Annotated in this window: 22 protein-coding genes, 6 tRNA genes and 1 pseudogene; 22 read left to right on the forward strand and 7 right to left on the reverse strand. The window is 37.6% G+C overall.

The window, feature by feature from the left end; genetic code table 11:
- The 7 genes from C7Y47_RS21750 (at nucleotide 1) to C7Y47_RS21780 (ending at nucleotide 3,651) form a co-directional block, all read left to right on the forward strand.
- A tRNA-Phe gene (locus C7Y47_RS21750) sits at nucleotides 1-76 on the forward strand.
- Nucleotides 77-81: 5 nt separating this feature from the next.
- Nucleotides 82-155, forward strand: a tRNA-Gly gene (locus C7Y47_RS21755).
- Nucleotide 156: 1 nt separating this feature from the next.
- Nucleotides 157-233 (forward strand) — tRNA-Ile (locus tag C7Y47_RS21760).
- A gap of 4 nt (nucleotides 234-237) precedes the next feature.
- Nucleotides 238-314: transfer RNA gene (locus C7Y47_RS21765), tRNA-Asn, on the forward strand.
- Nucleotides 315-323: 9 nt separating this feature from the next.
- Nucleotides 324-414 (forward strand) — tRNA-Ser (locus tag C7Y47_RS21770).
- Between the two features lie 2 nt (nucleotides 415-416).
- Nucleotides 417-488: transfer RNA gene (locus C7Y47_RS21775), tRNA-Glu, on the forward strand.
- 385 nt (nucleotides 489-873) lie between these two features.
- Entirely contained in the window at nucleotides 874-3,651 is a 2,778-nt protein-coding gene (locus tag C7Y47_RS21780; protein ID WP_142510657.1) for an S-layer homology domain-containing protein, read from the forward strand.
- A 110-nt stretch (nucleotides 3,652-3,761) separates the two neighbouring features.
- Here the strand turns inward: C7Y47_RS21780 and C7Y47_RS21785 are convergent, their stop codons facing one another.
- Complete coding sequence (locus tag C7Y47_RS21785; RefSeq protein ID WP_142510658.1) at nucleotides 3,762-4,400, reverse strand: NAD(P)H-binding protein; 639 nt, start codon at nucleotides 4,398-4,400, stop codon at nucleotides 3,762-3,764.
- Nucleotides 4,401-4,552: 152 nt separating this feature from the next.
- Between C7Y47_RS21785 and dpaL the strand changes: the two genes are divergently transcribed.
- The 4 genes from dpaL (at nucleotide 4,553) to C7Y47_RS21805 (ending at nucleotide 8,449) form a co-directional block, all read left to right on the forward strand.
- Complete coding sequence (gene dpaL / locus C7Y47_RS21790) at nucleotides 4,553-5,764, forward strand: diaminopropionate ammonia-lyase (RefSeq protein ID WP_142510659.1); 1,212 nt, start codon at nucleotides 4,553-4,555, stop codon at nucleotides 5,762-5,764.
- A gap of 386 nt (nucleotides 5,765-6,150) precedes the next feature.
- A complete protein-coding gene (locus C7Y47_RS21795; protein WP_142510660.1) occupies nucleotides 6,151-6,912 on the forward strand; it encodes a MerR family transcriptional regulator in 762 nt (253 codons plus the stop codon).
- A 111-nt stretch (nucleotides 6,913-7,023) separates the two neighbouring features.
- Nucleotides 7,024-7,473 carry a TraR/DksA C4-type zinc finger protein gene (locus tag C7Y47_RS21800; protein ID WP_142510661.1) on the forward strand — a complete coding sequence of 150 codons (450 nt, stop codon included), beginning with the start codon at nucleotides 7,024-7,026 and terminating at the stop codon, nucleotides 7,471-7,473.
- A gap of 49 nt (nucleotides 7,474-7,522) precedes the next feature.
- Nucleotides 7,523-8,449: a dipeptidase gene (locus tag C7Y47_RS21805; protein ID WP_142510662.1), complete on the forward strand. Its 927-nt coding sequence runs from the start codon at nucleotides 7,523-7,525 to the stop codon at nucleotides 8,447-8,449.
- 92 nt (nucleotides 8,450-8,541) lie between these two features.
- Here the strand turns inward: C7Y47_RS21805 and C7Y47_RS21810 are convergent, their stop codons facing one another.
- Entirely contained in the window at nucleotides 8,542-9,462 is a 921-nt protein-coding gene (locus C7Y47_RS21810; protein ID WP_142510663.1) for a 1,4-dihydroxy-2-naphthoate polyprenyltransferase, read from the reverse strand.
- Nucleotides 9,463-10,081: 619 nt separating this feature from the next.
- Between C7Y47_RS21810 and C7Y47_RS21815 the strand changes: the two genes are divergently transcribed.
- The 8 genes and pseudogenes from C7Y47_RS21815 (at nucleotide 10,082) to C7Y47_RS21850 (ending at nucleotide 20,114) form a co-directional block, all read left to right on the forward strand.
- Nucleotides 10,082-11,467, forward strand: coding sequence for an isochorismate synthase (locus C7Y47_RS21815; protein WP_142510664.1), 1,386 nt, complete (start codon nucleotides 10,082-10,084; stop codon nucleotides 11,465-11,467).
- On the forward strand, nucleotides 11,460-13,184 hold the full coding sequence (gene menD, locus C7Y47_RS21820) for a 2-succinyl-5-enolpyruvyl-6-hydroxy-3-cyclohexene-1-carboxylic-acid synthase (protein WP_142510665.1): 1,725 nt from the start codon (nucleotides 11,460-11,462) through the stop codon (nucleotides 13,182-13,184). The genes C7Y47_RS21815 and menD overlap by 8 nt, the downstream gene beginning before the upstream one ends.
- A complete protein-coding gene (gene menH, locus C7Y47_RS21825) occupies nucleotides 13,172-13,981 on the forward strand; it encodes a 2-succinyl-6-hydroxy-2,4-cyclohexadiene-1-carboxylate synthase (RefSeq protein WP_142510666.1) in 810 nt (269 codons plus the stop codon). The genes menD and menH overlap by 13 nt, the downstream gene beginning before the upstream one ends.
- A 64-nt stretch (nucleotides 13,982-14,045) precedes the next feature.
- Nucleotides 14,046-14,864, forward strand: coding sequence for a 1,4-dihydroxy-2-naphthoyl-CoA synthase (gene menB / locus C7Y47_RS21830; protein WP_142510667.1), 819 nt, complete (start codon nucleotides 14,046-14,048; stop codon nucleotides 14,862-14,864).
- A gap of 378 nt (nucleotides 14,865-15,242) precedes the next feature.
- Nucleotides 15,243-16,670, forward strand: a complete 1,428-nt coding sequence (locus C7Y47_RS21835) for an o-succinylbenzoate--CoA ligase (RefSeq protein WP_142510668.1) — start codon at nucleotides 15,243-15,245, stop codon at nucleotides 16,668-16,670.
- Nucleotides 16,671-16,723: 53 nt separating this feature from the next.
- Nucleotides 16,724-17,189: pseudogene (locus tag C7Y47_RS21840) on the forward strand (hypothetical protein).
- A 622-nt stretch (nucleotides 17,190-17,811) separates the two neighbouring features.
- A complete protein-coding gene (locus C7Y47_RS21845) occupies nucleotides 17,812-18,363 on the forward strand; it encodes a GNAT family N-acetyltransferase (RefSeq protein ID WP_142510669.1) in 552 nt (183 codons plus the stop codon).
- Nucleotides 18,364-18,860: 497 nt separating this feature from the next.
- Entirely contained in the window at nucleotides 18,861-20,114 is a 1,254-nt protein-coding gene (locus C7Y47_RS21850) for a transglutaminase domain-containing protein (protein ID WP_142510670.1), read from the forward strand.
- Here the strand turns inward: C7Y47_RS21850 and C7Y47_RS21855 are convergent.
- The 4 genes from C7Y47_RS21855 to ytzI form a co-directional block, all read right to left on the reverse strand.
- A complete protein-coding gene (locus C7Y47_RS21855) occupies nucleotides 20,094-21,065 on the reverse strand; it encodes a metal ABC transporter solute-binding protein, Zn/Mn family (protein ID WP_142510671.1) in 972 nt (323 codons plus the stop codon). The two genes, C7Y47_RS21850 and C7Y47_RS21855, sit on opposite strands and share 21 nt — an antisense overlap.
- 108 nt (nucleotides 21,066-21,173) lie before the next feature.
- Nucleotides 21,174-21,407 (reverse strand): membrane protein insertion efficiency factor YidD, encoded by a 234-nt coding sequence (gene yidD, locus C7Y47_RS21860; RefSeq protein ID WP_083227137.1) that lies wholly within the window; start codon nucleotides 21,405-21,407, stop codon nucleotides 21,174-21,176.
- On the reverse strand, nucleotides 21,404-21,565 hold the full coding sequence (locus tag C7Y47_RS25105) for a hypothetical protein (RefSeq protein WP_185903564.1): 162 nt from the start codon (nucleotides 21,563-21,565) through the stop codon (nucleotides 21,404-21,406). Before C7Y47_RS25105 ends, yidD begins: the two co-directional genes overlap by 4 nt.
- A gap of 70 nt (nucleotides 21,566-21,635) precedes the next feature.
- Complete coding sequence (gene ytzI / locus C7Y47_RS21865) at nucleotides 21,636-21,782, reverse strand: YtzI protein (RefSeq protein WP_142510672.1); 147 nt, start codon at nucleotides 21,780-21,782, stop codon at nucleotides 21,636-21,638.
- A 139-nt stretch (nucleotides 21,783-21,921) separates the two neighbouring features.
- On the opposite strand from ytzI, the gene C7Y47_RS21870 reads away from it, so the two are divergent.
- The 3 genes from C7Y47_RS21870 to C7Y47_RS21880 all read left to right on the forward strand — a co-directional run bounded on the left by C7Y47_RS21870 (nucleotide 21,922) and on the right by C7Y47_RS21880 (nucleotide 23,777).
- Nucleotides 21,922-22,239, forward strand: coding sequence for a transposase (locus tag C7Y47_RS21870; protein WP_132364602.1), 318 nt, complete (start codon nucleotides 21,922-21,924; stop codon nucleotides 22,237-22,239).
- Nucleotides 22,240-22,552: 313 nt separating this feature from the next.
- Nucleotides 22,553-23,017 carry an NUDIX domain-containing protein gene (locus C7Y47_RS21875; protein WP_142510673.1) on the forward strand — a complete coding sequence of 155 codons (465 nt, stop codon included), beginning with the start codon at nucleotides 22,553-22,555 and terminating at the stop codon, nucleotides 23,015-23,017.
- On the forward strand, nucleotides 23,001-23,777 hold the full coding sequence (locus C7Y47_RS21880; protein WP_142510674.1) for an alpha/beta hydrolase family protein: 777 nt from the start codon (nucleotides 23,001-23,003) through the stop codon (nucleotides 23,775-23,777). Before C7Y47_RS21875 ends, C7Y47_RS21880 begins: the two co-directional genes overlap by 17 nt.
- A gap of 119 nt (nucleotides 23,778-23,896) precedes the next feature.
- Here C7Y47_RS21880 and C7Y47_RS21885 read toward each other — a convergent pair whose 3' ends face one another.
- On the reverse strand, nucleotides 23,897-24,853 hold the full coding sequence (locus tag C7Y47_RS21885; RefSeq protein ID WP_142510675.1) for an alpha/beta hydrolase: 957 nt from the start codon (nucleotides 24,851-24,853) through the stop codon (nucleotides 23,897-23,899).
- Between the last annotated feature and the right edge of the window lie 118 nt (nucleotides 24,854-24,971).

Genomic DNA, 24,971 nt, shown 5'->3' on the forward strand with positions numbered 1-24,971 from the left:
GGGTCAGTAGCTCAGTTGGTAGAGCATTAGATTGAAGCTCTAAGTGTCGGCGGTTCGATTCCGTCCTGACCCACCATATTTGCGGGTGTAGTTTAATGGTAAAACCTCAGCCTTCCAAGCTGATGTCGTGAGTTCGATTCTCATCACCCGCTCCAAGGGCCTATAGCTCAGCTGGTTAGAGCGCACGCCTGATAAGCGTGAGGTCGATGGTTCGAGTCCATTTAGGCCCACCATTATTCCGAAGTAGCTCAGTTGGTAGTAGCACCTGACTGTTAATCAGGTTGTCGCAGGTTCGAGTCCTGCCTTCGGAGCCATTTCTTTGTGGGGAAGTACTCAAGAGGCTGAAGAGGCGCCCCTGCTAAGGGTGTAGGTCGGGTAACCGGCGCGAGGGTTCAAATCCCTCCTTCTCCGCCATTGGCCCGTTGGTCAAGTGGTTAAGACACCGCCCTTTCACGGCGGTAACACGGGTTCGAATCCCGTACGGGTCATACTGAAATGCAGTAGATGTAATGTACATCTACTGCATTTTTTTTATGGTACTTTATCAAACAACGAAAATTTCTTTCCGTCGAACCGCTGTTGTAGTTAGAATAGCTAGTCTGCTTATTTATCATTCTTCCGCTTATCACGTTTAGAGACAATCGTGTATAACCTTCATTTGGCTTTTGCTCTAAACTATCTAAAAAGCTAAAAACCAACCTTAAGATCCGCGTCTCCCATAAAATTAGGCAATTCATATAGAAAAAATATGTGTTCACCATTGAATTGGACAAATAATCCATGGTAAATAGCTATAATATTGGTATATCCTTTGGAATATAGCTATCTTTCTTTTATAATGGGAATGAATAGAATTCATAGGAGGTAATAAATGTGAAAAAAAAGCAGGGTAAATGGATTATGAGTGCAGCTTCTGCTGCTTTGATTGCTGCAGCTGTTGTTCCTACTGCAAGTGCGGCTAACTTTACAGACATTGCAAAAAATGACCATAAAGAGGCCATTTTGGCACTAGCAGATGCAAAAATTGTAGCTGGATATCCGGACGGTTCGTTTAGGCCAAACGGGGTCCTTACGAAAGGCAATGTAACAAAATTTTTAGGGAAATGGCTTGTATTAGAACACTTCCAAGTACCAGCAGACTACAATAAAAAAGTACGTTTTACAGACATGCCTACATCTTCAAAAGATAAAGAATTACTACAATATGCAGCGCTTATAAATGATACTGGTATTTTCAAAGGGACTAACAACAAGTTATTACCTTCCGAGTATATCTCGCGCGAACAAATGGCTTCTATTTTAGTACGTGCAATTGAAAAAGTTTACGATATCGATTTAATTGCAATGTATAAAAAAGAAAACTTTAAATCATCTATTACAGATTTAAAAGTAGCTTCACCAGAAAATCATGAGGCTATCATCGCATTAGAATATGCAAAAATTACAAACGTAAAGACATTTAATCCGAAAAAAACACTAACACGTGGTCAATTTTCGTCATTTTTACATCGTTCAATGACGAATATCAGTGAAATGGTAAGAGGACCCGAAGTGTCCATCCAAACAGTTAAAGTTATAGATGCAAAAACACTACAGGTAACATTAACAGATGGGACAAGCCATAAGGTAACATTAGCGACACCGCTTACTGAAAATGTGGAAACGAAGGTAGATTTCAAAATTAATGACAAACCATATTTCGCTGTTGTTACATATGAAGTGAATGAGTTAAATGTACAATCCATTGAGGGAATTAATGCTTCTCAGATTAAAGTTGTTTTCAACCAAGCTATTGATCCACTTTCTGTTATAAAAGCAGATGGGAAATTACAGGATAATGTTGTAGCTTTCTCTAATGTGGATACTTTAAGAGCACTATCGGTTATAAAAACAGAAATCAGCGCTGATAAAAAATCAATCACCTTTACAATGAATGAATCATTAAAAGGTACACATCGTTATGTGTTCAGCAACATCAAAGCGGAAAAGGGCGCAGTGCTTCAAAAAGTAGATGCGAATTTTGTTATTGCTGGAGATACACAAGCACCTACGATTTTAGGAACAACGCAAGGAAAAAATTCTTCAATCGTTAAAGTGCAGTTTTCTAAGCCAATGGCAGCATTTCCAAATGAACGCATTCAATTTACATTAGCAAATGGTACAAAGGTATCGAATGTAGTTGGAAGCATTGAGCAAAACTCAACTGAAGCGACATTTGACTTATCAGCTGCAACAATAAATGGTGTGTATTTAGCACCTGGTACAGCTGTTCAAATTACATTCGTAGCGTCAACAGATATAGCAGGGAATATTATTTCACCAAACCCTTCAACTGTAACAGTGAAAAAGGGAGATAAGGATGGTGTTCCACCGACACTATCTTCTGTTACACAAACTGGACCAAATACGTTCCAGCTATTGTTCTCAGAGGAGATTCAACCACTTTATTCATATGACCTTTCAGTGAAAAGCGGCCAGACTTCAATTTCTGTGAATTCTGTAGAGAAAGATCCTAAAAATGGTCGTTTATTTAATGTTACGGTGGATCCAAAAAGCTCGCTTCAAGGAATTACAACGATTGGGACAGCTTCTAGTCGTGTAATAACCGACTTATCAGGTGAAACGGCAACATTCTCAACAGCGTATAACTTTATAAGAGATGACAGAGCGCCAGCCCTAATGAATTCTGAAATTGTTTACGAGGATAGTGTAGAATATTTACAATTAACTTTCGATAAGCCAGTACAGTTAGGCGTTAACGCAAAAGCATCATTTACTGGAAAATTCGTGAATAATTACATTTTATATGAGGTATCAAGAGGACCTCAAAGTGATATTCAGATTGTAAAAGATCAACCTACGAAATTACGTGTTAAAATGGCAGGACTGCTAGGCATGTATGATACAAAGGGAGCTCTTTACGACGGCAAATTAAATTTATTTAATGTTACTAATTTATACGGTGTGCCAGTCATTGAAGTGCAAAATGTTAAATTTACACGTAACGGTGATTTAAATATAAATGGCAATAAATTAGCTTTATCGCAATACAATGCAATTCAAACATCTGCAACAGATTATTCTATTAAAGATAATAATATTGTTTATTTAAATTTCAATTATCCTGTTGATCCAGCACTTGCTCAAAATGTTCAAAATTATAGCATTGATAATGCTCAGGTAGAAAGTGCTGTTGTAGAGGGATCCAATTTAAATCGTATTAAGCTCACATTGAAAAAGGATTCAAATTATTTTAATGGCACACGCAACTTCACGATTAAAGGCTTAAGAGCAGCAAACTCTATGGAACCATTTGATGAGGTGCGAACATCCATTAACCTTAAAGAAAATATTGCACCAAAGGTTGTAACTGTTAATGTTAGTAATTCACAAACATTAGAGCTTGTTTTCAGTGAACCAGTAATAAACGTTAATAATTTGGATTTTAATATTACTGTGAATGGTTCTTCGGTAGCAGGAACTACCTATCCACAAGGTAATGATAGAGTATTAATTACAATACCTCAGAATGGCTATTTATTTGATAACGGCAGAAGTGTTACGATTCAAGCTTCACCTCGTAATAATATTATGGATTTCAATGGGAATAAATTAGATTTCATTTCTCAAACAATTACAGTACAAAGATAAATAAAAAGGGATTAAGCAAAAATTTCCTACGATTTATCTTTAATTAAAAAATAGCATGCTGGATATATTCTCAGCATGCTATTTTCTTATATCTTTTTATTGCGATTTCACTAATGAGAGATAAACGGTGCTTTATGCACGTATTTTGTATTATCAATATGATCAATGATAAAGGTGGCTATATCTTGATTCGTAATTTTTGTACCAGGCATATCCGTCAGGTTTTCCTTTATCTGATTGGATGTTAAGCTATCTTTTACAAACGGTAATCTAATTAGTGTCCATTTGATCTGTTTATTATTTAATAAATATTCCCATTCCAATTTTTTATCTTGCATCATTTTTGAAAGAAAAACTTCAAATATCTTTGCTCCTAAACGATTCATCATGCTTTTTTCGTCCTCTTTAATCGTTAGAGAACCACCTGAAACACCTATATAACGACTAATGTTTAATTCTTTCATCACATTAAAAATATTATTTGTAACTTTGCTATATATAGGTTCCTCTTTAGTTGGTTGACCAAATGTATTAATAACAACTTGACTATCTTTAAGAAGTTCTCGGATGTTTTCTATATCCTGTACCTGCCCTTTCACTATTTCAATTGCATCATTTTTATCCAGTAACTTTTCAGGATTTCTAACAAGCATCCGAACATGATATCCTTTTTGTATGGCTTGAGCAGCTATATGCCTTCCTACTTTCCCTGTTCCTCCTATTATCGCTATCTTATATGAATTATCCATTATATACCTCCAATTTAATATGTTGGTAAATATACGATACATCCTATCAAAAGGATTCAAATTTTTCTTTTTTTATTAAAGTATGTAATATAGTTTTGTTTTGCAAATCTATAAGCTAAGATGAAAATAGTACAAAAACTAGGGGGATATAGATGGGGAAATTATTGTGGACTAACAACCAACAATATTTGTTACAGAAGAATGTAGAACAAGTAGTACCTTTTCTACGTCATTTTTCACCAGAACAAGTAAATCGCGTTAGTAAATTTCAGCGTACATATGAGAAATTTGAAAGTACGCCATTACGATGCTTAAATACTTTTGCATCATTCGTAGGGGTACAAAGTATTGTGGTAAAAGATGAATCTTATCGATTTGGCTTAAATGCATTTAAAGTACTTGGTGGCGTGTATGCAATTGGGCAGTACGTTGCTAAAAAGTTAGATAGAAATATTGATGATCTATCGTTTGACCAGCTTAAATCACCTGAAATAAAGGAGCAGTTAGGGGACTTAACGTTTATTTCAACGACAGATGGCAATCATGGTCGTGGAGTGGCATGGGCTGCTAGAGAGCTTGGTTTGAAAGCTCGCATTTATATGCCTGCTGGTAGTGCAGAGGAGCGCCTCCAAAATATTAAAAATGAAGGTGCATATGCTGAAATAACAACAATGAATTATGATGATACAGTTCGTTATACATCACAACTAGCAACAGAAAATGGATGGGTCGTTATTCAAGATACGATGTGGGAAGGCTATGAAGAAATTCCGTTATGGATAATGCAAGGCTATACAACACTAATAAAAGAAGCCGCCCTGCAGTTGGAAAAAGCACCTACCCATGTATTTTTGCAAGCTGGGGTTGGATCTTTTGCAGGGGCAGTTGTAGCCTTCTTACAACAATATTATGAGCAAGAGATTACATTTGTCTTAGTTGAGCCTTTTGTAGCAAATTGCTATTATGAAAGCTTTAAAGCAGGAGATGAACAGTTTGTAACAGTTGGTGGAGAGATGCAAACAATTATGGCAGGTCTTGCTTGTGGTGAGCCGAATCCACTTGCTTGGGACCTGTTAAAGACTTATACGAAAGTAAGTATTTGCTGTGATGAAGAAGTTGCCGCAATAGGTATGCGTATTCTAGGAAATCCACTAGCGATAGATGCACGAATTATTGCTGGAGAATCGGGAGCTGCCCCAGTTGGATGTTTTTATGAATTGATGACGAGTGAGCAATATACAGAACTGAAGGAAACATTACAATTAGATGGAAATTCTCGAGTGTTGTTTATTAACACTGAAGGTGACACAGATGTAGAAAACTATAGAAATATTGTGTGGCATGGCAAGTATGCGAAAATTTAACTTCTTTTAGTGGATGTCCAAACATTTATACCTGTCGCTACGCATTCGGTACAAAAGACATCCGCTAAAATAGATGAACTAGTCTAAGAACACACCACGCCCTGTGGCAACGGCTAAGTGGCCAACGTCATGCTGTTGCTGACACTTCGCTTTCGCACAAAAAACATTTGTTGGCCTAAACCCTACGGATTATGCCGAGTCATAATTGATTTTAAAGAAAAAGCAAACTAGTGTTAATAAAACGTTCTAGTTTGCTTTTTTTATTTACTGGGTCGGATCATCGACGCCAGTCGGAACGGAAATCAACCCAACGTTTTTTCTTAATTTTTTTCTTGACCTTAACGTTGCGTAAACATTTACAGTAGCATTAGTGGAGGTGAAAAAATGTGGAATATACAATTCAAGAGCTTGCTCAATTATCCGGGGTTAGCACCAGAACACTGCGTTATTATGATGAAATTGGATTACTAAAGCCTGCAAGAACGAATGAGGCGGGCTATCGATTTTATGGACAGTTTGAAGTTGATATGCTCCAGCAAATTTTATTTTATAGAGCATTAGATATGAAGCTAGCAACAATTAAGGAAATTATTAAAGCGCCTGATTTTCAACATACAGCGACACTCAAACATCATCGTACTGCTTTACTGAAACGCAAGGAGCAGCTGGAAAAGATATTACAAACAGTAGAAAAAACCATTCAATCTATTGAGGAGGAACAACCGATGGCAAATGAAGAGAAATTTATTGGACTAAAAGAGAAGCTAATCGAGGAAAATGAAAAGCAATATGGTCAAGAAATTCGTGCAAAATATGGTGATAAAACAGTTGATGCATCAAATGCAAAGGTAATGAATATGACAGAGGAACAGTATGAAGCAATGCAACAGCTAGAACAGCAATTATTTAATCGTTTAAAAGAAGCGATGGATATCGGCGATACGAACAACGATGTGGCAATGGAGGTTGCAGAACTTCATAAGCGTTGGCTTAGCTTTACATGGTCACAATATTCTAAAGAGGCACATGCAGGTATAGCTCAGATGTATTTAGCGGATGAACGCTTTTCAGCATATTACGATGAGCGTGTTTCTAAAGGAGCAGCACAATTTTTACATGATGCCATCATCAATTTCACTCTGGCGTAAATGTACTAAATGAAGATAAATTATACAAAAAAATAAGTGATTCAACCGCATGCTTTCATGTTTTAGAAATATGAATTTAGGAAAAAATGAAGGCATGAGGAGGAGATTTTTTTGAACCCACAAGTAATGGAAAAATTAAGGAAGCAATTAGAGCAAGAACTACAGGAAATAGAGAAGCGACTTGAGGAATCAGAGCGTCCACAAGCGACAGAGCTATCTAATTATGATAATCATCCAGCTGACAATGCGAGTGATTTAACAGATCAGCTAACGGAAATGGCGATTGACGAGCACCGGGGTGACGATGCTGAAGAAATAAAAGCTGCGCTACAAGCGATGGAAGACGGTACGTATGGTAAATGTGCTGTATGTGGTGAAGAGATTCCTATTGGTCGCTTAGAAGCTATGCCGAAAGCATTGACATGTGTTGAGCACGCAGAGCATAGAGAAGAAAATTTAAGGCCAGTAGAGGAAGATGTGTTGTCTTCTACGCCAAGATCGGATGATTTCATAGAACTTGAGGAATTTGGCTCTTCTGATACACCTCAAGATAAAAGTTAGTAAGCATTTTCGCTCACAGGCAGTATAATAGCTGTATGGGGGTGAGGATATGGACATAATTGATTTACACTGCGATGCTCTATTGAAATTAACAACTTTAGAAGCGGCAAAATTTGAAGATGATGTACGTTTGCAAGCTAATCGACAGAGACTACAATTAGGGCGTGTTAAGGCACAAGTATTTGCTATTTTTATTAATCCTAAAATTCCGCAAACTATGCGATTTTTAGAGGCAGTGCGGCAAATTGAAGCCTTCCATACACATGTATTACAAACTGAGGGCATGGTGCATATTACGGATTGGTCGCAATTAGATACTTTAGCTCCGCATGAAATTGGTGCAATTTTAAGCTTAGAGGGCTGTGGTCCAATCGGCGAAGATTTAGCAAAGCTTTCTGCAATATTAGATGCAGGAGTGAAGCTAGTCGGCTTAACGTGGAATGAAGAAAATGCTGTGGCCCACGGTGCTGAACAAGATGTAAGCCTTGGTTTAAAATCATTTGGTAAAGAGGTTATTAACTTGCTAAATGAGCGAGATATTATTATCGATGTCTCGCATTTAAATGAACAGAGTTTCTGGGATGTCTTACCATTAGCGAAGCGTATTATTGCGAGCCATAGCAATGCACGTGCAATTTGTGATCATCCAAGAAATTTAACGGACGCTCAGGCAAAAGCACTTGTCGAGCATGGAGGGCATATTCATGTTGTTTACTACCCGCCTTTTATCCATGACAATGCTACGCTAGATGATTTAGTAGCGCATGTGAAGCATCTAGTGAATATAGTAGGGATAGAGCACCTTGGACTAGGTTCAGACTTCGATGGAATAGATACAACTGTAAAAGGATTAGCACACGCAGGAGAGGCACAAAATTTGTTAGAGGCGTTACGTGAACATTTTTCAACCGAAGAAGTTCGTGGTATTGCAAGTGAAAATTTTAGATGCTATGTAAAAGATGCAGCAGCCCGTTAAAGCTGCTGCATCTTTAACTTCTCCCAGAAGTCAATGCCTCTCGGCACAAAGCCGGTTCCGGACCAATTATGCTGAGGCATAATTGATTAATATTAATAAAAGAAATATTGAATTAATAAACCGATTCCTAAGAGGAAGCCGAAGAATGTATTTGTTTGCGCTGTAAATTTCATCGCAGGCATAACTTCTTTCGCTTCTTTTTTATCTCGGAAAATTTGGATCGCACGAAGTGGTTTTGGAACGCTTAAGAAAATGATTAGAGCCCAAAAAGTAATACCATCAATTGCTACAAGAGCGATTACCCATAAATATGAAACGATAAAAAAGCCAGATAGCACAGAAATGGCATTATCTCGACCTACTAAAATAGCAAGCGTTCTTCGACCACCCTCTGTATCGCCAACGATATCACGGATATTGTTGGACAGCATGATAGCTCCAACTAAAATCATACTCGGTACTGAAAGCAAAACAGCGTCTAATGTCACAGTAAGCGTTTGAATATAAAATGCGATTAAAACAATCCCCATTCCCATAACAGCGCCAGAGACAATTTCTCCAAATGGTGAATAGGCTATTGGGTATGGTCCGCCAGTATATAAAAAACCAATAAGCATACAAAAAAGCCCAACAGCAGCAAGCCACCAAGAGGTTGAGGCACATATGTAAATGCCAAGCAGTATAGCGATTGCGTAAAAGCTTAAGGCAATCATCATAATTGTTTTTGGTTGAACACCGTGACGCACAATCGTTCCGCCGATACCGACAGAATTTTCATTGTCCAATCCTAATTTGTAATCGTAATATTCATTGAACATATTTGTTGCTGCTTGTATAAGCATACTTGCAATGAGCATAGCAAAAAATAGTCCAAAATCAATTGTTTGTTTTTCAATTGCTAAAGCAATCGCTGTTCCTAAAAATACTGGAACGAATGAAGCGGTTAAAGTATGTGGACGTGTTAAATGCCACCAAACTTTAAAACCCCTATCAGCTTCAATGACTTTGGTCATAAGGTCTTTCTCTCCTTCAAATGTTGTAGACTATTCTTATTTTATACGAAGAATGAGAAAATGGATAGGTTCACAGCTTATTACATACAGTTCAATAAAAAAAATGATACAATAGAACATGCATTTATGAACTGAAAACAATAATTAAGATAATAGCAACAGTACGAAGAATAGGCTAGCAAATAAAAAATGACGGCTATTTTAAGAAAAAATATGATGTAAAAAAGTACAAATGCTCATGTCATTATGCAAAGTTTTGGTCAATTTGTTCTAAAGAAAAGGTTCATCACCAAAAGTTTGGATGACATTTGTTAAAACGTCTACTATGTAAATAAGTTGATTGGAGTGAGGCTAAGGCGACTACTTTGGGATGAACGAAGGCTAAAACCATCACATCCTGTGATAACGCCTTCGTGACCAACCTCGTGCTGGCCCGAGACCCTGGAGCGAGCAAAGCGGCAGCTACAAAGCGCCCGGTCGGAACGGAAATCAACCACACGTTTTGGTGATGATCCAAAGAAAAGCCAAAGCAGTTGATATTTATGAGAAAGTGTAGAACGAGTACAAAACATACCGTGCGTCATTCATTATGTACATTGCAACAACGGAGGTAATTTTCATGCAACAGAAGTGGTACCAAGCCACAGAGATAGAAGTGGACTCTTTGGGCCAAAGCCTTCATTTTTATATGGAAACAATTGAAGTTAGTCGCTTATCGGCGCTCGCATTTTATGCAGCGGGCGAGGAGCATTATAAAGGTGAACGATTTTATTGGCAAAATAGAGAAAAAACAATGACATTAGTAGGGCTAGGACATGCCTATACGATTCAAAGTAACGCCAAAAATGATCGCTTCGATGCAATAGAAGCAGAGTGGAAAAATTTAACGAAAAACTGTGTGAAGGGACAAAGCGAGCTACAGCCAATTTTGTTTGGCGGATTCACATTCGATCCACAAAATGAAGTAACTGGGGAATGGACAGACTTTCCAGAGGCTTATTTTGCACTTGCAACTTACCAGCTTGTTATTCGTGATGACAAAGCGTTTGTAAGTATTCATCTTATTTCAAAAAATGAGCAAGCAGCAACTCAATTTGAAGCGCTACGTAAAGAGCGAGATCATTTAATTCATGCAGCTCAAGTAAAAGAAGTGAAAACGTATTCAAAGCCTGAAATCACAAGTTACTTTGAGCCATACAAGGAGCCGTATTTAGCTTCGATTGACCAAGTAACAGCATTGATTAAGCAGAAGAAAGCAGATAAAGTCGTTATTGCACGCTCACTAGCATTGCAATTTAAAGAACAAGTTTCTTCACCACAGGTACTCTCACAAATTATTCATGAGCAGCCAGAGAGCTATTTATTTGGTTTAGAACGTCAAAAATTATTGTTCTTTGGTGCGTCCCCCGAACGTCTTGTAAAAGTAGAAGAGGGGCGAGCCTTTTCATCTTGTGTAGCAGGCTCTATTAAACGTGGTAAGACAGCAGAGGAAGATGAAGCCTTTGGACAAAGCTTATTAAATGATTCGAAAAATGGTGGCGAGCATCAATATGTTGTCGATATGATTGCGGAAACATTCCATAAAAATTGTATAGAGATGACAATACCTGATGGCCCACGCTTACTAAAAATTAGAGATATACAACATTTATATACACCTGTTGAAGGTCAGTTAAATAATGAGGCAACAATATTACAACTGACAAAATCTTTGCATCCAACGCCAGCTTTAGGCGGTGTGCCAAGGAAAGAGGCAATGGCAGCTATACGTAAGTATGAGCCTATGAATCGTGGGCTTTACGCTGCTCCAATTGGTTGGGTAGATGCTGACGGCAATGGGGAATTTGCAGTGGCCATTCGTTCGGCTGCTTTACTGAAGGACAAAGCTTATTTATATGCTGGTGGCGGTATTGTAGCAGATTCAGAGCCACAATCTGAATATGAGGAAACATTAGTAAAATTCCGTCCAATGCTTCGTGCGCTAGGAGGACAATTACATGAGTGAACGGAAAATATTAACGGATTATGTTTATAAAATGGTAGCATCACTAGTACAAGCTGGTGTTGAAAACGTTGTTGTCAGCCCTGGCTCACGTTCGACACCTTTAGCTTATGCATTTGCTTCAACGAAACAGCTTCATATGTATCGTCAAGTTGATGAACGATCAGCTGCCTTTTTTGCGCTAGGAATTGCAAAGGCTACAGCAAAACCTGTTGTTCTTTTATGTACATCGGGAACAGCTGCGGCAAACTATTTTCCTGCCATTGTTGAAGCAAGCTATGCTCGTGTACCGTTAATCGTCATTACAGCTGATCGTCCACATGAATTGCGAGAGGTGGGTGCACCACAGGCTATTAATCAGCCGAATTTATATGGTACAAATGTCAAATGGAGCGTGGATTTTCCTTTGGCAGATGGTGCCGCACCAACATTGCCGTTTATTGAGCGTCATACTGCACGTGCGGTAGCAGTGGCAATGAGCGTACCATATGGACCAGTGCATATTAATGTACCGTTCAGAGAACCTTTGTTGATTGATTTTCAAGAGGAACTTCCAGAAGCGATATTTAAGCATAGCAGTATGGGTCAGTTAGTACCTTCAAAGGATACTCAACAAGAGCTATCGGAGATTTTACGTGCAACCAAAAGAGGCTTTATTATTATTGGTGAGCTAGCACTCGGTACAGATTTAACAACTATGTGGGAGTTTATTCGCCAATTAAAATGGCCGGTCATTGTCGAGAGTTTATCTAATATGCGGTCATCTGTCCCAGAAGATTGTCTGCCTTATATGATCACGACGTATGATGCCATTATGAAAAGTGAAGATTTTAAAGCATTAGTTGAACCAGATACGGTGCTACGTTTAGGAGCACAGCCTGTTTCTAAATTTATCATGCAATTTATTACAAAATCTCAGCCTAATGCTTATATTGTTGTCGATGAAGATCCGATGTTCCGTGATTCTACAGGTGTGTCTACTCATTTTGTTCATGCTAGTGTTGGTGAGTGGCTCACGCAATTAGAAATCTCTGAAACAGCACTAGAAACAGAGTATTTAGCTGAGTGGCAAGATGCTAATGATATTGCACTTGAGTATATTGAACATTATGCTGACGGTGCGATTGATGAGGGAGCAATGGTAAGTCGATTACTAAAATTGATTCCGAATGGCAGTGACATTTTTGTTAGTAGCAGTATGCCAGTGCGTGATATTGATACGTTTTTAATGGCGACACCGAAGGATATTCGGATTGTTGCGAATCGTGGAACGAATGGTATTGATGGTGTCGTATCAACTGCAATGGGCTTTAGTCAAGGGAATAACCGTGAAACCTACTTGCTTATTGGCGATTTAGCCTTTTTACATGATGTCAACGGTCTCATTGCTTCAAGATACCAGGAATGTAATTTGACAATAATCGTTATGAATAATGATGGTGGCGGTATTTTCTCTTATTTACCACAAGCTAAAGTTGAGGCGCATTATGAAGATTTATTTGGTACGCCAACAGCCCTTAAATTCCATGATATTGCCAATATGTATGATATGGATTATATACGAGTAGATGATATTTCAGAGCTATCAGTAAAGTTTACTACGATGAAAAAACGACCAATGCGCTTAATTGAAATTTTCACGAATCGAGAGGAAAATGTGTATGCGCATCGTGCACTATGGAATCGCATTAACGTAGGGTTAAAAGCATGGCAAAGCTAATGATTCGAGGGCTTGAAACATACGTAGAAATCTGGAATGAAGAAGCGGAGCAAACGCTCGTTGCATTGCATGGTTTTACAGGTAGTTCGGCTACATGGCGAAATTTAGCGAAAGCTCTACCTAGTGTACGAGTGATTGCCATTGATTTAATTGGCCATGGCCAAACAGCTATACCTCAACAAATTAGTCGTTTCTCTATGCAAGAACAAATCCAAGATTTAGAGGAAGTTTTTGGCCAGCTACAGCTCAAGAAATTTACGCTGCTAGGCTATTCAATGGGAGGAAGAGTTGCGTTATCGTATTCAACCTTCTACCCAGAACGCATTGACAAGCTCATTTTAGAAAGTGCTTCTCCAGGCTTACGAACTTCTAAGGAGCGTTCTGAACGCTGTGAGAGAGATAACGCTTTAGCTGAAAAAATAATTAGTAACGGTTTGTTATCATTTGTTAATGCGTGGGAGAACATTCCTTTGTTTGAATCTCAAAAGCGTTTATCGCATAGTGTACAAGAAGCTATTCGATTAGAACGACTTTCTCAGAAGGAGGAAGGCTTGGCAGGTAGTTTACGAGGGATTGGTACAGGCAGTCAGACATCGAATTGGATGTCATTGGAGAAGCTTGAATTTCCTGTTCTACTAATTACAGGCTCACTTGATGAGAAATTTTGTAAAATCGCACTAGAAATGAAAGCGTTATTAAAAAATGCCAAGCATGCGACGGTAAATGACGCAGGACATGCAATTCATGTGGAAAATCCCGCTGAGTTTGCTACAATAGTAGGGGAGTATTTAACGTAATATAATTTTTACGTTATCGCCTCGATTTTGAACGAGACGAATTTAATTATTAGGAGGCAATTCAATGACACGTCAATGGACAAGTTTACATACTTATGAAGACATTAAGTATGAGTTCTATAACGGTATCGCAAAAATTACGATCAACCGTCCAGAAGTACGCAACGCATTCCGACCAAAGACGGTAATGGAAATGATCGATGCTTTTTCACGTGCACGTGATGACAAAAATGTTGGAGTAATCATTTTAACTGGTGAAGGTGAGCATGCCTTCTGTTCAGGTGGAGACCAAAAAGTACGAGGCCATGGTGGCTACGTTGGTGAAGATGAAATCCCACGTCTAAACGTTCTTGATTTACAACGTTTAATCCGTGTTATTCCAAAACCTGTAGTAGCAATGGTTGCAGGTTATGCAATCGGTGGAGGACACGTATTACACGTTGTCTGTGACTTAACAATTGCTGCTGACAACGCTCGTTTTGGACAAACTGGACCAAAAGTTGGTTCATTCGATGCTGGGTATGGCTCAGGCTATCTTGCACGTATTATCGGACATAAAAAGGCGCGTGAAATTTGGTACCTTTGCCGTCAATATGACGCACAGCAAGCACTTGATATGGGATTAGTTAACACGGTTGTTCCTTATGAGCAACTAGAAGATGAAACTGTACAATGGTGTGAAGAAATGCTACAAATGTCTCCAACTGCTCTACGCTTCTTAAAAGCAGCAATGAATGCAGATACAGACGGTTTAGCAGGTCTTCAACAAATGGCTGGCGACGCTACTCTTCTTTACTACACAACAGATGAAGCTAAAGAAGGTCGTGACGCATTCAAAGAAAAACGTCAACCAAATTTCGGTCAATTCCCAAGATTCCCTTGATTATCTGAAACGTTGAACGGCTCGTATCTTAATGAGATACGAGCTTTTTGTATATCTAAAGAGGCGAGACGGATAAACTTGCTAGAGTGGCGGAAAGTTATGGCTAGCGACGGAAGCTCGTGCAATAGCGGCGGACCATGAAGCTTTAGCGACGGACCATGAAGCTTTAGCGACGGAACAAGATGCAATAGCGACGGAAAGCCATACTTTAACGGCGGAAACTCATGTTCTAGCTGCAGAAAGCCATACTTTAGCAACGGGACAGCTTATCAAGTGACCTAAATTGTATAATAAAGTAGCAGAAAATCATGTCGGAGCACTGAATAGACGGATGATGAGATAAAGCGGTAAGATTAGGCTGATTGGAGGAATAATGAGATGTATTTAAATTGGATTTTACAGCGAGCGTATTTAACACCTTTACGAAACGGTTTAACATATAATGGGCAGACTTGGACATTTCAAGAATTAAATGATTTATCGTTAAAACGTGCACGTCAACTTACAGCACTGGATATTAAGCAAGGAGACCGTATTGCCATAATGGGGCCGAGTAAGCCTTCCTTGGTCATTATGATGTACGCGTGTATGCATTTACAATGTGAAATGGTCATGCTAAATCGTAGGCTAACACAGGATGAAATTGCCTATCAGCTAGAGGATTCAAAAGCTATGGCAGTATTAATTGCAGATGAGGATGTTGAAAAATTACCATCACATACGTCTTATTATTTATTTTCTACTATAGAAAAAAGTACGGAAGCGGCTATTGATATTACGAAAGAATGGTCTTTAAACCAAACAACATCGATTATGTATACATCTGGCACGACTGGTTTTCCAAAGGGCGTTTGTCAAACTGTCGGAAATCACCAGGCAAGTGCAACGGCCTCCGTTTTAAATATTGGTTTGCATGCGGAGGATACTTGGTTATGTGCTGTACCACTTTTTCATATTAGTGGCTTTTCTATTTTAGTGCGCTCACTATTGTACGGCAATAAAGTGCATTTATATGATCAATTTGATGCAGAAGCTATTTCCAAAAATATTATGGATGGCGAGGTTACACATATGTCGGTAGTCGCTGTCACATTGGAAAGGATTTTACATACCCTTGAAAAGAAAAACGCACAAGCCTCACCGAAATTTAAAATGATGCTAGCAGGTGGTGGACCAGTGCCAGAAGATTATTTAAAGAGAGCGTATGCATTAAATTTAGCTGTAGCCCAAACGTATGGTATGACTGAAACTTCGTCACAAACTGCAACATTAGCAAATGAAGATGCGATGCAAAAAATTGGTTCTGCGGGAAAACCATTATTTTTCAATCAAATTCGCATTGCTGAGCCGAATGACAATGGTGAAGGAGAAATTTGCATACGTGGCCCACATGTTACACCAGGGTATATTGGTCGTTTTGCCGACAAAAATGCAATGATTGATGGATGGCTTCATACTGGGGATATTGGTTATATAGATGAAGATGGTTATTTATTTGTCATTGATCGTCGGGCTGATTTAATTATTTCAGGTGGCGAAAATATTTATCCTGCTGAAATCGAAAATGTACTACTTACACACCCTGCTGTTAAGGAAGCGGGAGTATGCGGCATTGATGATGATGCTTGGGGGCAAGTACCAATCGCCTTTGTTGTATTAAAAGAAGAAGTACAGCTAGAGCAAATACGAGTATTTTGTCAAAAGAAGCTTGCGAAATATAAAATACCAAAAGAAATTATTGTTACGGACGAGCTCCCTCGAAACGGTGCCAATAAGCTACTTCGTAGAAAATTAATCCACGAATAACAAAAAGAAGCCTCCATTATAGGTGTTTGACATTAAGGATTTAATTTTTTAAGATAGATTTTCAAAATGGGGGTAAAGCAATGAAATTTAAAGGATCTATCTATTTAAACAAATTGTTTGAACCAGAAGAAAATTCTTTGAGAGTACTAATCGATAGGTGTAATTTGAACAATACCAAGGAGTTCGTGAAAATTACAGATAAGGTTGAAATAGAGGCATCCTCAATTGATATTGATGACAATCTACCAATTTTGCAATTGGATTTTGAAACATATGCTGCTTACTACATTATTAATGAATCTTTTACGGTAATGGATGATTACGAAATTTCCGATGGTAATCTTTTTAGAATTTACTCTAAATCAAGATATTTGGAGAGGGAACATTGTTGAAGATATTTTTCCTGAAAAGCAGTTTGTTCACTATCAAATTCCTTGTTTAAACCATACAATCGATATTATTTCATATGATGAACCTAAATTACTGAGACAAAAAGAATTTAATAAATTTTCATATTAAAAGAGCATCGGAATCGATGCTCTTTTATGTGTTTATTTTTACTTTTATAGAATGGAAAAAGTATTGCTAAAAAGTAATGAAAAAATTTGTGGGTTTAAAATAACTCGCCTTCAAGTGAACCCATTAGCATTAGTTAAAAAGTTCCTTTGTAATTGTCGTTGAAAAATAAAATTTATCGAGGGGATCTTTATAATCGCTTTTGCACAGATGAACCCTCTAAATGGAGCTCATTATATGACTATATTTTTTAGAGTGATGTGCATAGTGAATGGGTTGATTTCCGTTCCATATGGCGCTTTCATGGTGGCATCCGATGAGCCACTTGAGCCATCATGTGTTTTTTTTCGCTAAAGCGTAGTGCTAATATAAGCGGAGGAAGTTGCTTGATGCTCTCCGACAGAATTAGGTTTTCTTAGGTCTATGGGGGTTAGTAATAGATTAATGCGCTCTCTTTTTTTAAAAAACTTATTTATATCAAAATTGGATAAATGATACAATTGTAACATAACGAGGAAAGGTGTGATAAAGATGAAACATATTCATTTCAACAAGGTGATTGAAAAGTAGAGGGAATCTTCTTTTCAATCAATGAATTTAAAAAATTATTGGAAAGAGGAATTGTATGTACAAAGATAACGAATTAATAATCCGTCCAATTGAGGAGCAAGACTTATCGAAACTATGGGAGTTAATTTATAAAGAAGATGCACCAGAATGGAAGAAATGGGATGCACCTTACTTTCCGCATAAATCTATTCCATTTGAAAAATTCATGGAAACTGCACCAACATGGGTTGGTAAAGAAAATATGTGGGTTATCACAGTAGATGAAGCTGTATATGGGATTGTTTCTTATTATTTTGAAGATGAACAATCTGTCTGGTTGGAAATAGGTATAGTTATACACGAAGGTCAAAATTGGAATAAAGGAATAGGAACTCGTTCACTAAAACTTTGGCTTAACCATATATTTAATTCATTACCACTTCAAAGAGTAGGTTTAACTACTTGGTCAGGGAATGATAGAATGATTCGGGTTGGAGAGAAGTTAGGTATGCAAATGGAAGCTCGTATCAGAAAAGTACGCTTTTATGAAGACGATTATTATGATTCTATTCGTATGGGCATTTTAAGAGAAGAATGGGAAGCATTAAAACCTGCTTTGAAAATTTAAGAAACAAGAGTCGGCTTAACAACTCTTGTTTTATTAAAAATAAAATTGTGAAATTTGCACTTAAAATAACAAGGCGTTAAAAAAGCCTGTATCAATGATTACTTGGTAATCAACGATACAGGCTTTACTATATATATTTAGTTTCAAAGAAGGCTTCTTTTAATCGTTTTAACTTCTTTCAACGGGTGTCCAAACATTCGCTGAAATAGAGGAATTCAGTTTAAGAACGCCACGTCCTGTGGCAACGACTGAGTGACCCGCATCGTACTGTTGCTGCTGCCGCTTCGCTTTCGCGCAAAAAAAAATTGTTGGCCAAAAGCTTCCGACGGATGTCACAGAATCGGCTTTGTGTAAGTACAAAGCCGATTCTGGACGCAATTATGCCGAGGCATAATTTTGATAAGTCATTTTTAAGGAATTTTACGATTAAATTAATCATTCATTAACATAATAAGAAATTACACGCATAAACTAGTTATTAAAGGAGAAAGACTCATATGAGAAAATATATATATAATGTTGTCATTATATTATTTGTTCTACAAATGAGTCATGTGCAAGTATTCGCAAACTATGAACAAAAGAATATCGCAACGGCCAATACAATAGAAACACTACAACATCTTATTCAAAAACAAGTCATGCAATTATCTACTGAATTTGATATTCGTTATACTGGTAATACGTCGGAAATAAAAGATGAACTATCAGAGCTTGTAAAACATGCTATTCAGGATCCATATATTTACGCCAATATTTCTAGTTTTAAATGGAAATATGATGGCTATGCCAATAATATTGTCATTAGTTTTGTGTTTACCTATCATATTACACAGGAAGAGGAGGTATTCGTAGAACAGACTTTGACGAATATTATTACACCTATGCATGGATTAAGTGAATTGCAGAAAATACAGGCTGCACATGATTTTATCGTTCTATCTGCTGAATATTCGAAGGACACAAAAGGAAGTCAATATTCTCCCTACACATTGCTTACGGAGAACAAGGGAGTTTGTCAGGCGTATGCTCTAGTGCTTTATCGAATGCTAGAGAAGCTAGGCTTTGAGGTACAATATGTACCAGGAAATGTAGGGGAACAATTACACGCTTGGGTCTTAGTGAAGCTTGATAATGAATGGTATCATATCGATGTTACATGGGATGATCCATTGCCTGATCGTAAAGGTGAGGTCCGTTATCATTATTTTTTAGTGTCTGATCGCCAATTAGCTCAGGATCACTCTTGGGACTATGCGAGTTTCCCAGCTGCTACAAGTGAAGCTTATGTTGATTTACAAAAAACGGATAAGGTTGAAGTTGTTACGAAACCAATACTGGATAGTCATTTTGCCTTTGATAAAGGGCTATTCATTTTAAGTAACAATAAACAAACAGTTAAACAATTAATAGTACAGTCTAGACTGCTTTTAAAAAGTAATAACAGCGATAATTTTGTTCAGGTGCATTTAAATGAATGGGAACCAATCATTTTAGAAAGTAATATAGCCCAAGTAAAGGGTAATCGAAAGATAACACAAAATGCTATCCATAAGAAAAAAGGGCTAATTAGTATTTATAGAGTAGAAAAAAGAATGCCACAAGAAAAGTACGTCATAATAAAGGAGGTGCCCCATACTTTGTTCGGGGCACCTCCTTACTCATTTATTTGTGTTTATTTAACTTCTTTCAGCGAGTGTCCAAACGATTACGGACGCAATTGCAAAAGACTATTTCATTGCAGTATTTAAAGTTTTAATATTTCTCTTCATAAGGGTGAAGTAAGTTTCATTATTCTTTACATCATCTGCTGTTAAAACACTTAAATTGTGTAAGACAAGAGATTCTGCTCCGACCTCTTTTTGGATAACTTCAGCTAATTTAGAAGAGACATTTTGCTCGAATAAAATGTAGTGAATATGCAATTTATTTGCTTTATCAACAATCGCCGTAAGTTCTTTTTGAGAAGGCTCGTTTTGTGAGTTTAAACCGGCTATTGGAACTTGCTTTAAGCCGTATTGTCCTGCGATATAGCCAAATGCTGCATGAGATACGAAGAACGTTTTCTCTTGCGCTTGATCAGCCATAGCTTTAAATTCATTGTCTAAATCTTGTAGTTCTTTTACTAATGCCTCGTAGTTAGCTGTAAATGTAGCTTCTTGTGCTGGCATTTTTTCAACTAGAGTGTTTTTAATGGAAAGTGCTAAGTCTTGACTAATAGTTGGAGATAGCCAAACATGTGGATCTACATTACCATGATCATGGTCCTCATGCCCGTGTTCATCTTCATCTTCGTGATCATCATGAGAGTGACCTGTGCTCACAGCTAATTTTTCATCTGAAACCTGATCTGCAGTTGCTACCATTGTTACATCTTCATTAGCCAGAGTCTTTTTAGCATTTTCAACAAAGCCTTCTAGCCCTAAGCCTATATAGAAAAATATATCGGCATCTGCTAATTTCATCATATCTTTTTGTGTTGGCTCAAATGTGTGCTCATTGGCGCCAGCAGGATAAATTGAAGAAACCTCTACAAAATCGCCACCAATTCGTTGTGCAAAATAACTTAATGGATAGACAGTTGTGTAAATTGTTAATTTATCCTTTTTCTCAGACTGTTTGGATGTAGCTGATTTATTCCCACAGGCAGCAGTGAATAGGGCAAGAACTGTAATTAAAAATAACAAAAATACTTTTTTCATCTTATAGTATACCTCTTTCAAATAGTAATCATTACGATTTATTTTTTTGAACAGTTTCTATAATAACGCACATTTGAAAAAAGCACAAGAAAAAATGACCCTCGAAAATTAATTCTTTTTCGAAGGCCATTTTTCAGGTACTGGATCAAAGCCACCTGGATGGAATGGCTGGCATTTTGATATACGTTTAATTGTTAAATAGAATCCTTTAATGGCACCGTGTTTTTGAAAAGCTTCAAGTCCATAAGAAGAGCATGTAGGATAGAAGCGACAGGATGGCGGCGTCATAGGTGATATAAACTTTCTGTAAAACTTAATGAGCCATATAAAGGGATATTTCATAGTTGTTTGTCCTTTTGCTGAGTGTTGATTTGCTTAGGTTTAGCATCGATAGTTTGTGTAAAGAAATTGCTTTTTTTCTTCAACAAGACAATGACTGAAACGCCAAACATAAGCATCATCATTGCGATCATAATGATTATTGGTAATGGTACTCCCATTGCGTTCACTCCAAATTCTATTTGTTAATTATATTATAAAAGAATGTCTTAAAAAAATGTACAAATTGAACTAGTCATCATCTTGATGAAAGCTTTGTTGAGGTTTTTCATCAACGGTATGTTTAAAAGCATACGCACGATTGACACTAATAATAGTCGCGACCGTTACTAAAATAACGATGATTGCTCCTACAATTAAGAGTGTGATTAAACTCATGGCATTCACTCCGTTCCTTATTCCTTACTCCCTATTATAAATTAGATCATCTACCTTAGTTGTGAAGGAAGTTTGACATTCCAGCGAATAAAACAGTCATTTTACCACCATACTATGGTAAAAGGAGTGTTTTGTAGAGATGGATCGTCAACGTGTATATTTTTCACTTGCCAATAGAACGTATTATACAAATCCATATGCAGGACAGTGGAACTTTGAACTTAACATAGATCGCCAAGCATTAGATGTATTTGAAAAGATTTTTCAGCAAATGCAAATGTTAGAAATCGCGAATGCGTGGCGTGCGCAATTGCCATATATACAGTATCATCTTGATAGAGAAAATGATGAAATTGATTTGCGATTAAAAAAAATCTATGCACTTGTTCATGAGTATGGGGATGCGGATACGAAGGCATTTGTTGAACAACTTCCATATTTCAATAAACGTGTCTAAAGGTAGGGTCACTGAAAAACATCAGTGACTTTTTTTTATTGATGAAAGCTAATTTCTCTTGAATTATAAGAGAAGAGCACATGTTTTTAGGCGTCAATTTGTGGCACTGTTATTGTTCGAGATCGAATGAACATAATAGTAGATGTCGTATTACTTCTTAATAGACGCCTATCGCACCGCTTAATGGAAGTTAATATTAGTGATTTTATCTGTTGATTGTACATACATGAATACTCTATAGTGAAATAAAAGGTCATCACGGTAACGCTGATTCGACTCAGTGTATGCAATATAGAATAAGGAGTTGAAGAGCATGTTTACATTTACAGATTTAAATGGTTTACAAGTGGATTTAAGTTTTAAAAGAGACGAATTGGACACGGAGCCTAAGCATGTACTTATTTTATTAAAACATGAAAATAAGTGGTTATGTACGATTCATAAACGACGTGGTGTCGAGGTTCCAGGTGGAAAGCAAGAACCTGGGGAAACATTGGAGCAGGCAGCAATTAGGGAAGTATTCGAGGAGACTGGTGTTCATGTGAAAAATCTTAGATGGTTTGCAGAATACGCCGTCCATGATGACATCTTATTTTGTAAAACGGTCTTTACCGCGCAGTTTGCGGGGCAGGAGGATATTGAATTTGATTTAGAAACTTCAGGGATGACTTGGCTAACGGATGAAGAATTTGCTCATCATCCAAATTTAAGCTTTCATATGAAGGATGCAGGAATGCAGAAAATGCTGGAGGAGTTGAAGCATTATGATCAATGGTAAGATCGTTGGAAAACGTCCTTATCCTTCGCCTAATCCAGCTATTCGTTTAACGGAAATCACGTATATGTCACATGGCCTACGTGTGAAGGGATTACTAGCGGAACCTAAGGCAGAAGGTACATATGATGGCTTTTTATATTTACGGGGAGGCATGCAAAGCATTGGCATGGTTAGACCTTCGCGTGTCGCGCAATTTGCAGCTCAAGGCTTTATCGTTTTTGCTCCATATTACCGTGGCAATCGAGGTGGAGAAGGTCGAGATGAATTTGCAGGAGCTGATCGGTATGACGCTGTATACGCAGTAGACGTGCTAAAACAGTTTTGCAATGATAATATTCATGTCTTTGGTTTTTCACGTGGTGGCATTATGGCGCTTTGGACTGCTATTTTACGTAGAGATATTACATCTGTTGTGACATGGGCAGGAGTATCTGATGCAACAGCTACATATTGGGAGCGGACAGATATGCGCAGGATGATGAAGCGGGTTATTGGAGGGACGCCTAATCGTGTACCAGATGCTTATGACGCTCGAACACCACTTTTTGAGATAGAGCACATTACAGCTCCAGTACTTATTATTCATGGCTATCGTGATGAAAATGTAGATATTGAGCATGCGAGACAATTAGAATTTTATTTAAAGGATGCTAATAAAAGATATGAAACATGGTATGATCTTCGCTATGCTCATCAGTTTCCACCGGCCGAAAATCGAGCAACAGTACATGCACTGTGTGAATGGATGAAACGTCAATAGATGACGCTTTGAACTTTTTTGTTTGAAAAACTGCTCAGCTAGCCCGAAAAATTGCTCAGGTAGATTAAAAAACCGTACAGGTGCTTAATATCAGGCACCTGTACGGTAGAAAAAGATATTTACTCTGTATATTTTGCTAAGAAGTTATTAATAGTTTTCCAGTAAGAGTCTCCAGCAACGCTTTCTGCAAGGCTATGTCCGGCACCTTCAACTATAAATTTCTCCTTCGGTACATTGGCAGCCTCGTATACTTTATCTAGCATATCAGATGGAACAAATGTATCATTACTTCCATGAATGAATAGCATAGGTGTTTTCGATTTCGCTACTTGCTTGACGCTATCAGCTTCACCAAGCGTATAGTCAGCTTTTAACTTCGTTACAATTGAAGAAAACTGCATAATGGGGAATTCAGATAACTTAAAGAGTGCTTGCAATTGATAGGAGAATTCATCCCAAACTGAGGAATAACCACAATCCTCAATAATAGCCTTAACATTGCCAGGTAGCTCCTCTCCTGAGGCCATCATCACTGTAGCACCTCCCATGGAAACACCATACAAAATAATTTCAACGTTTTTATCAGAACTGATCACATTATTAATCCAAGAGACTACATCAAGTCGATCATGCCAACCCATACCGATATAGTCACCCTCACTTTTCCCATGAGCCCTTGCATCAGGTACGAGAACATTGTAGCCTGTATCGTAAAAATGCTTAGCATACTTTGTCATTTGTGAGCCATCAGATGAATATCCATGGAAAACAATTGCCCATTTATTTGTTTCGTTGGTATTTTTAAGTGTATAGGCATGTAATTTTAAATCATCGAAAGCCTGTATGTAAGAGTCCTTGTAATTCTCTTTAAACCACTTCTCGCTCTCTTCTTTTTCTTTAGCATCCTTAGGACTAACAGCAATAGAATTGTGCGGAGCATTAAACACATCTGATTTATCAGTATTAGGATTTAAGGCAAAATTATAAAAATAATTCCCTGCAAAAAATCCAGCCACAACAAACAATACTAATAGCAGACTGACAATGGTAATAATCACTTTATATTTCTTTTTCATATATATCCTCCTAAAACTACTATTATGAATTATACACAAAGATACTAATATGAAAAGTAGAATTCTCAAAATAGGGAATAAAAAAAAGGGAACGACTGAAATCGTTCCCTTTGCTTAG

The sequence above is a fragment of the Lysinibacillus sphaericus genome (assembly GCF_006864135.1).
Taxonomy (GTDB): domain Bacteria; phylum Bacillota; class Bacilli; order Bacillales_A; family Planococcaceae; genus Lysinibacillus.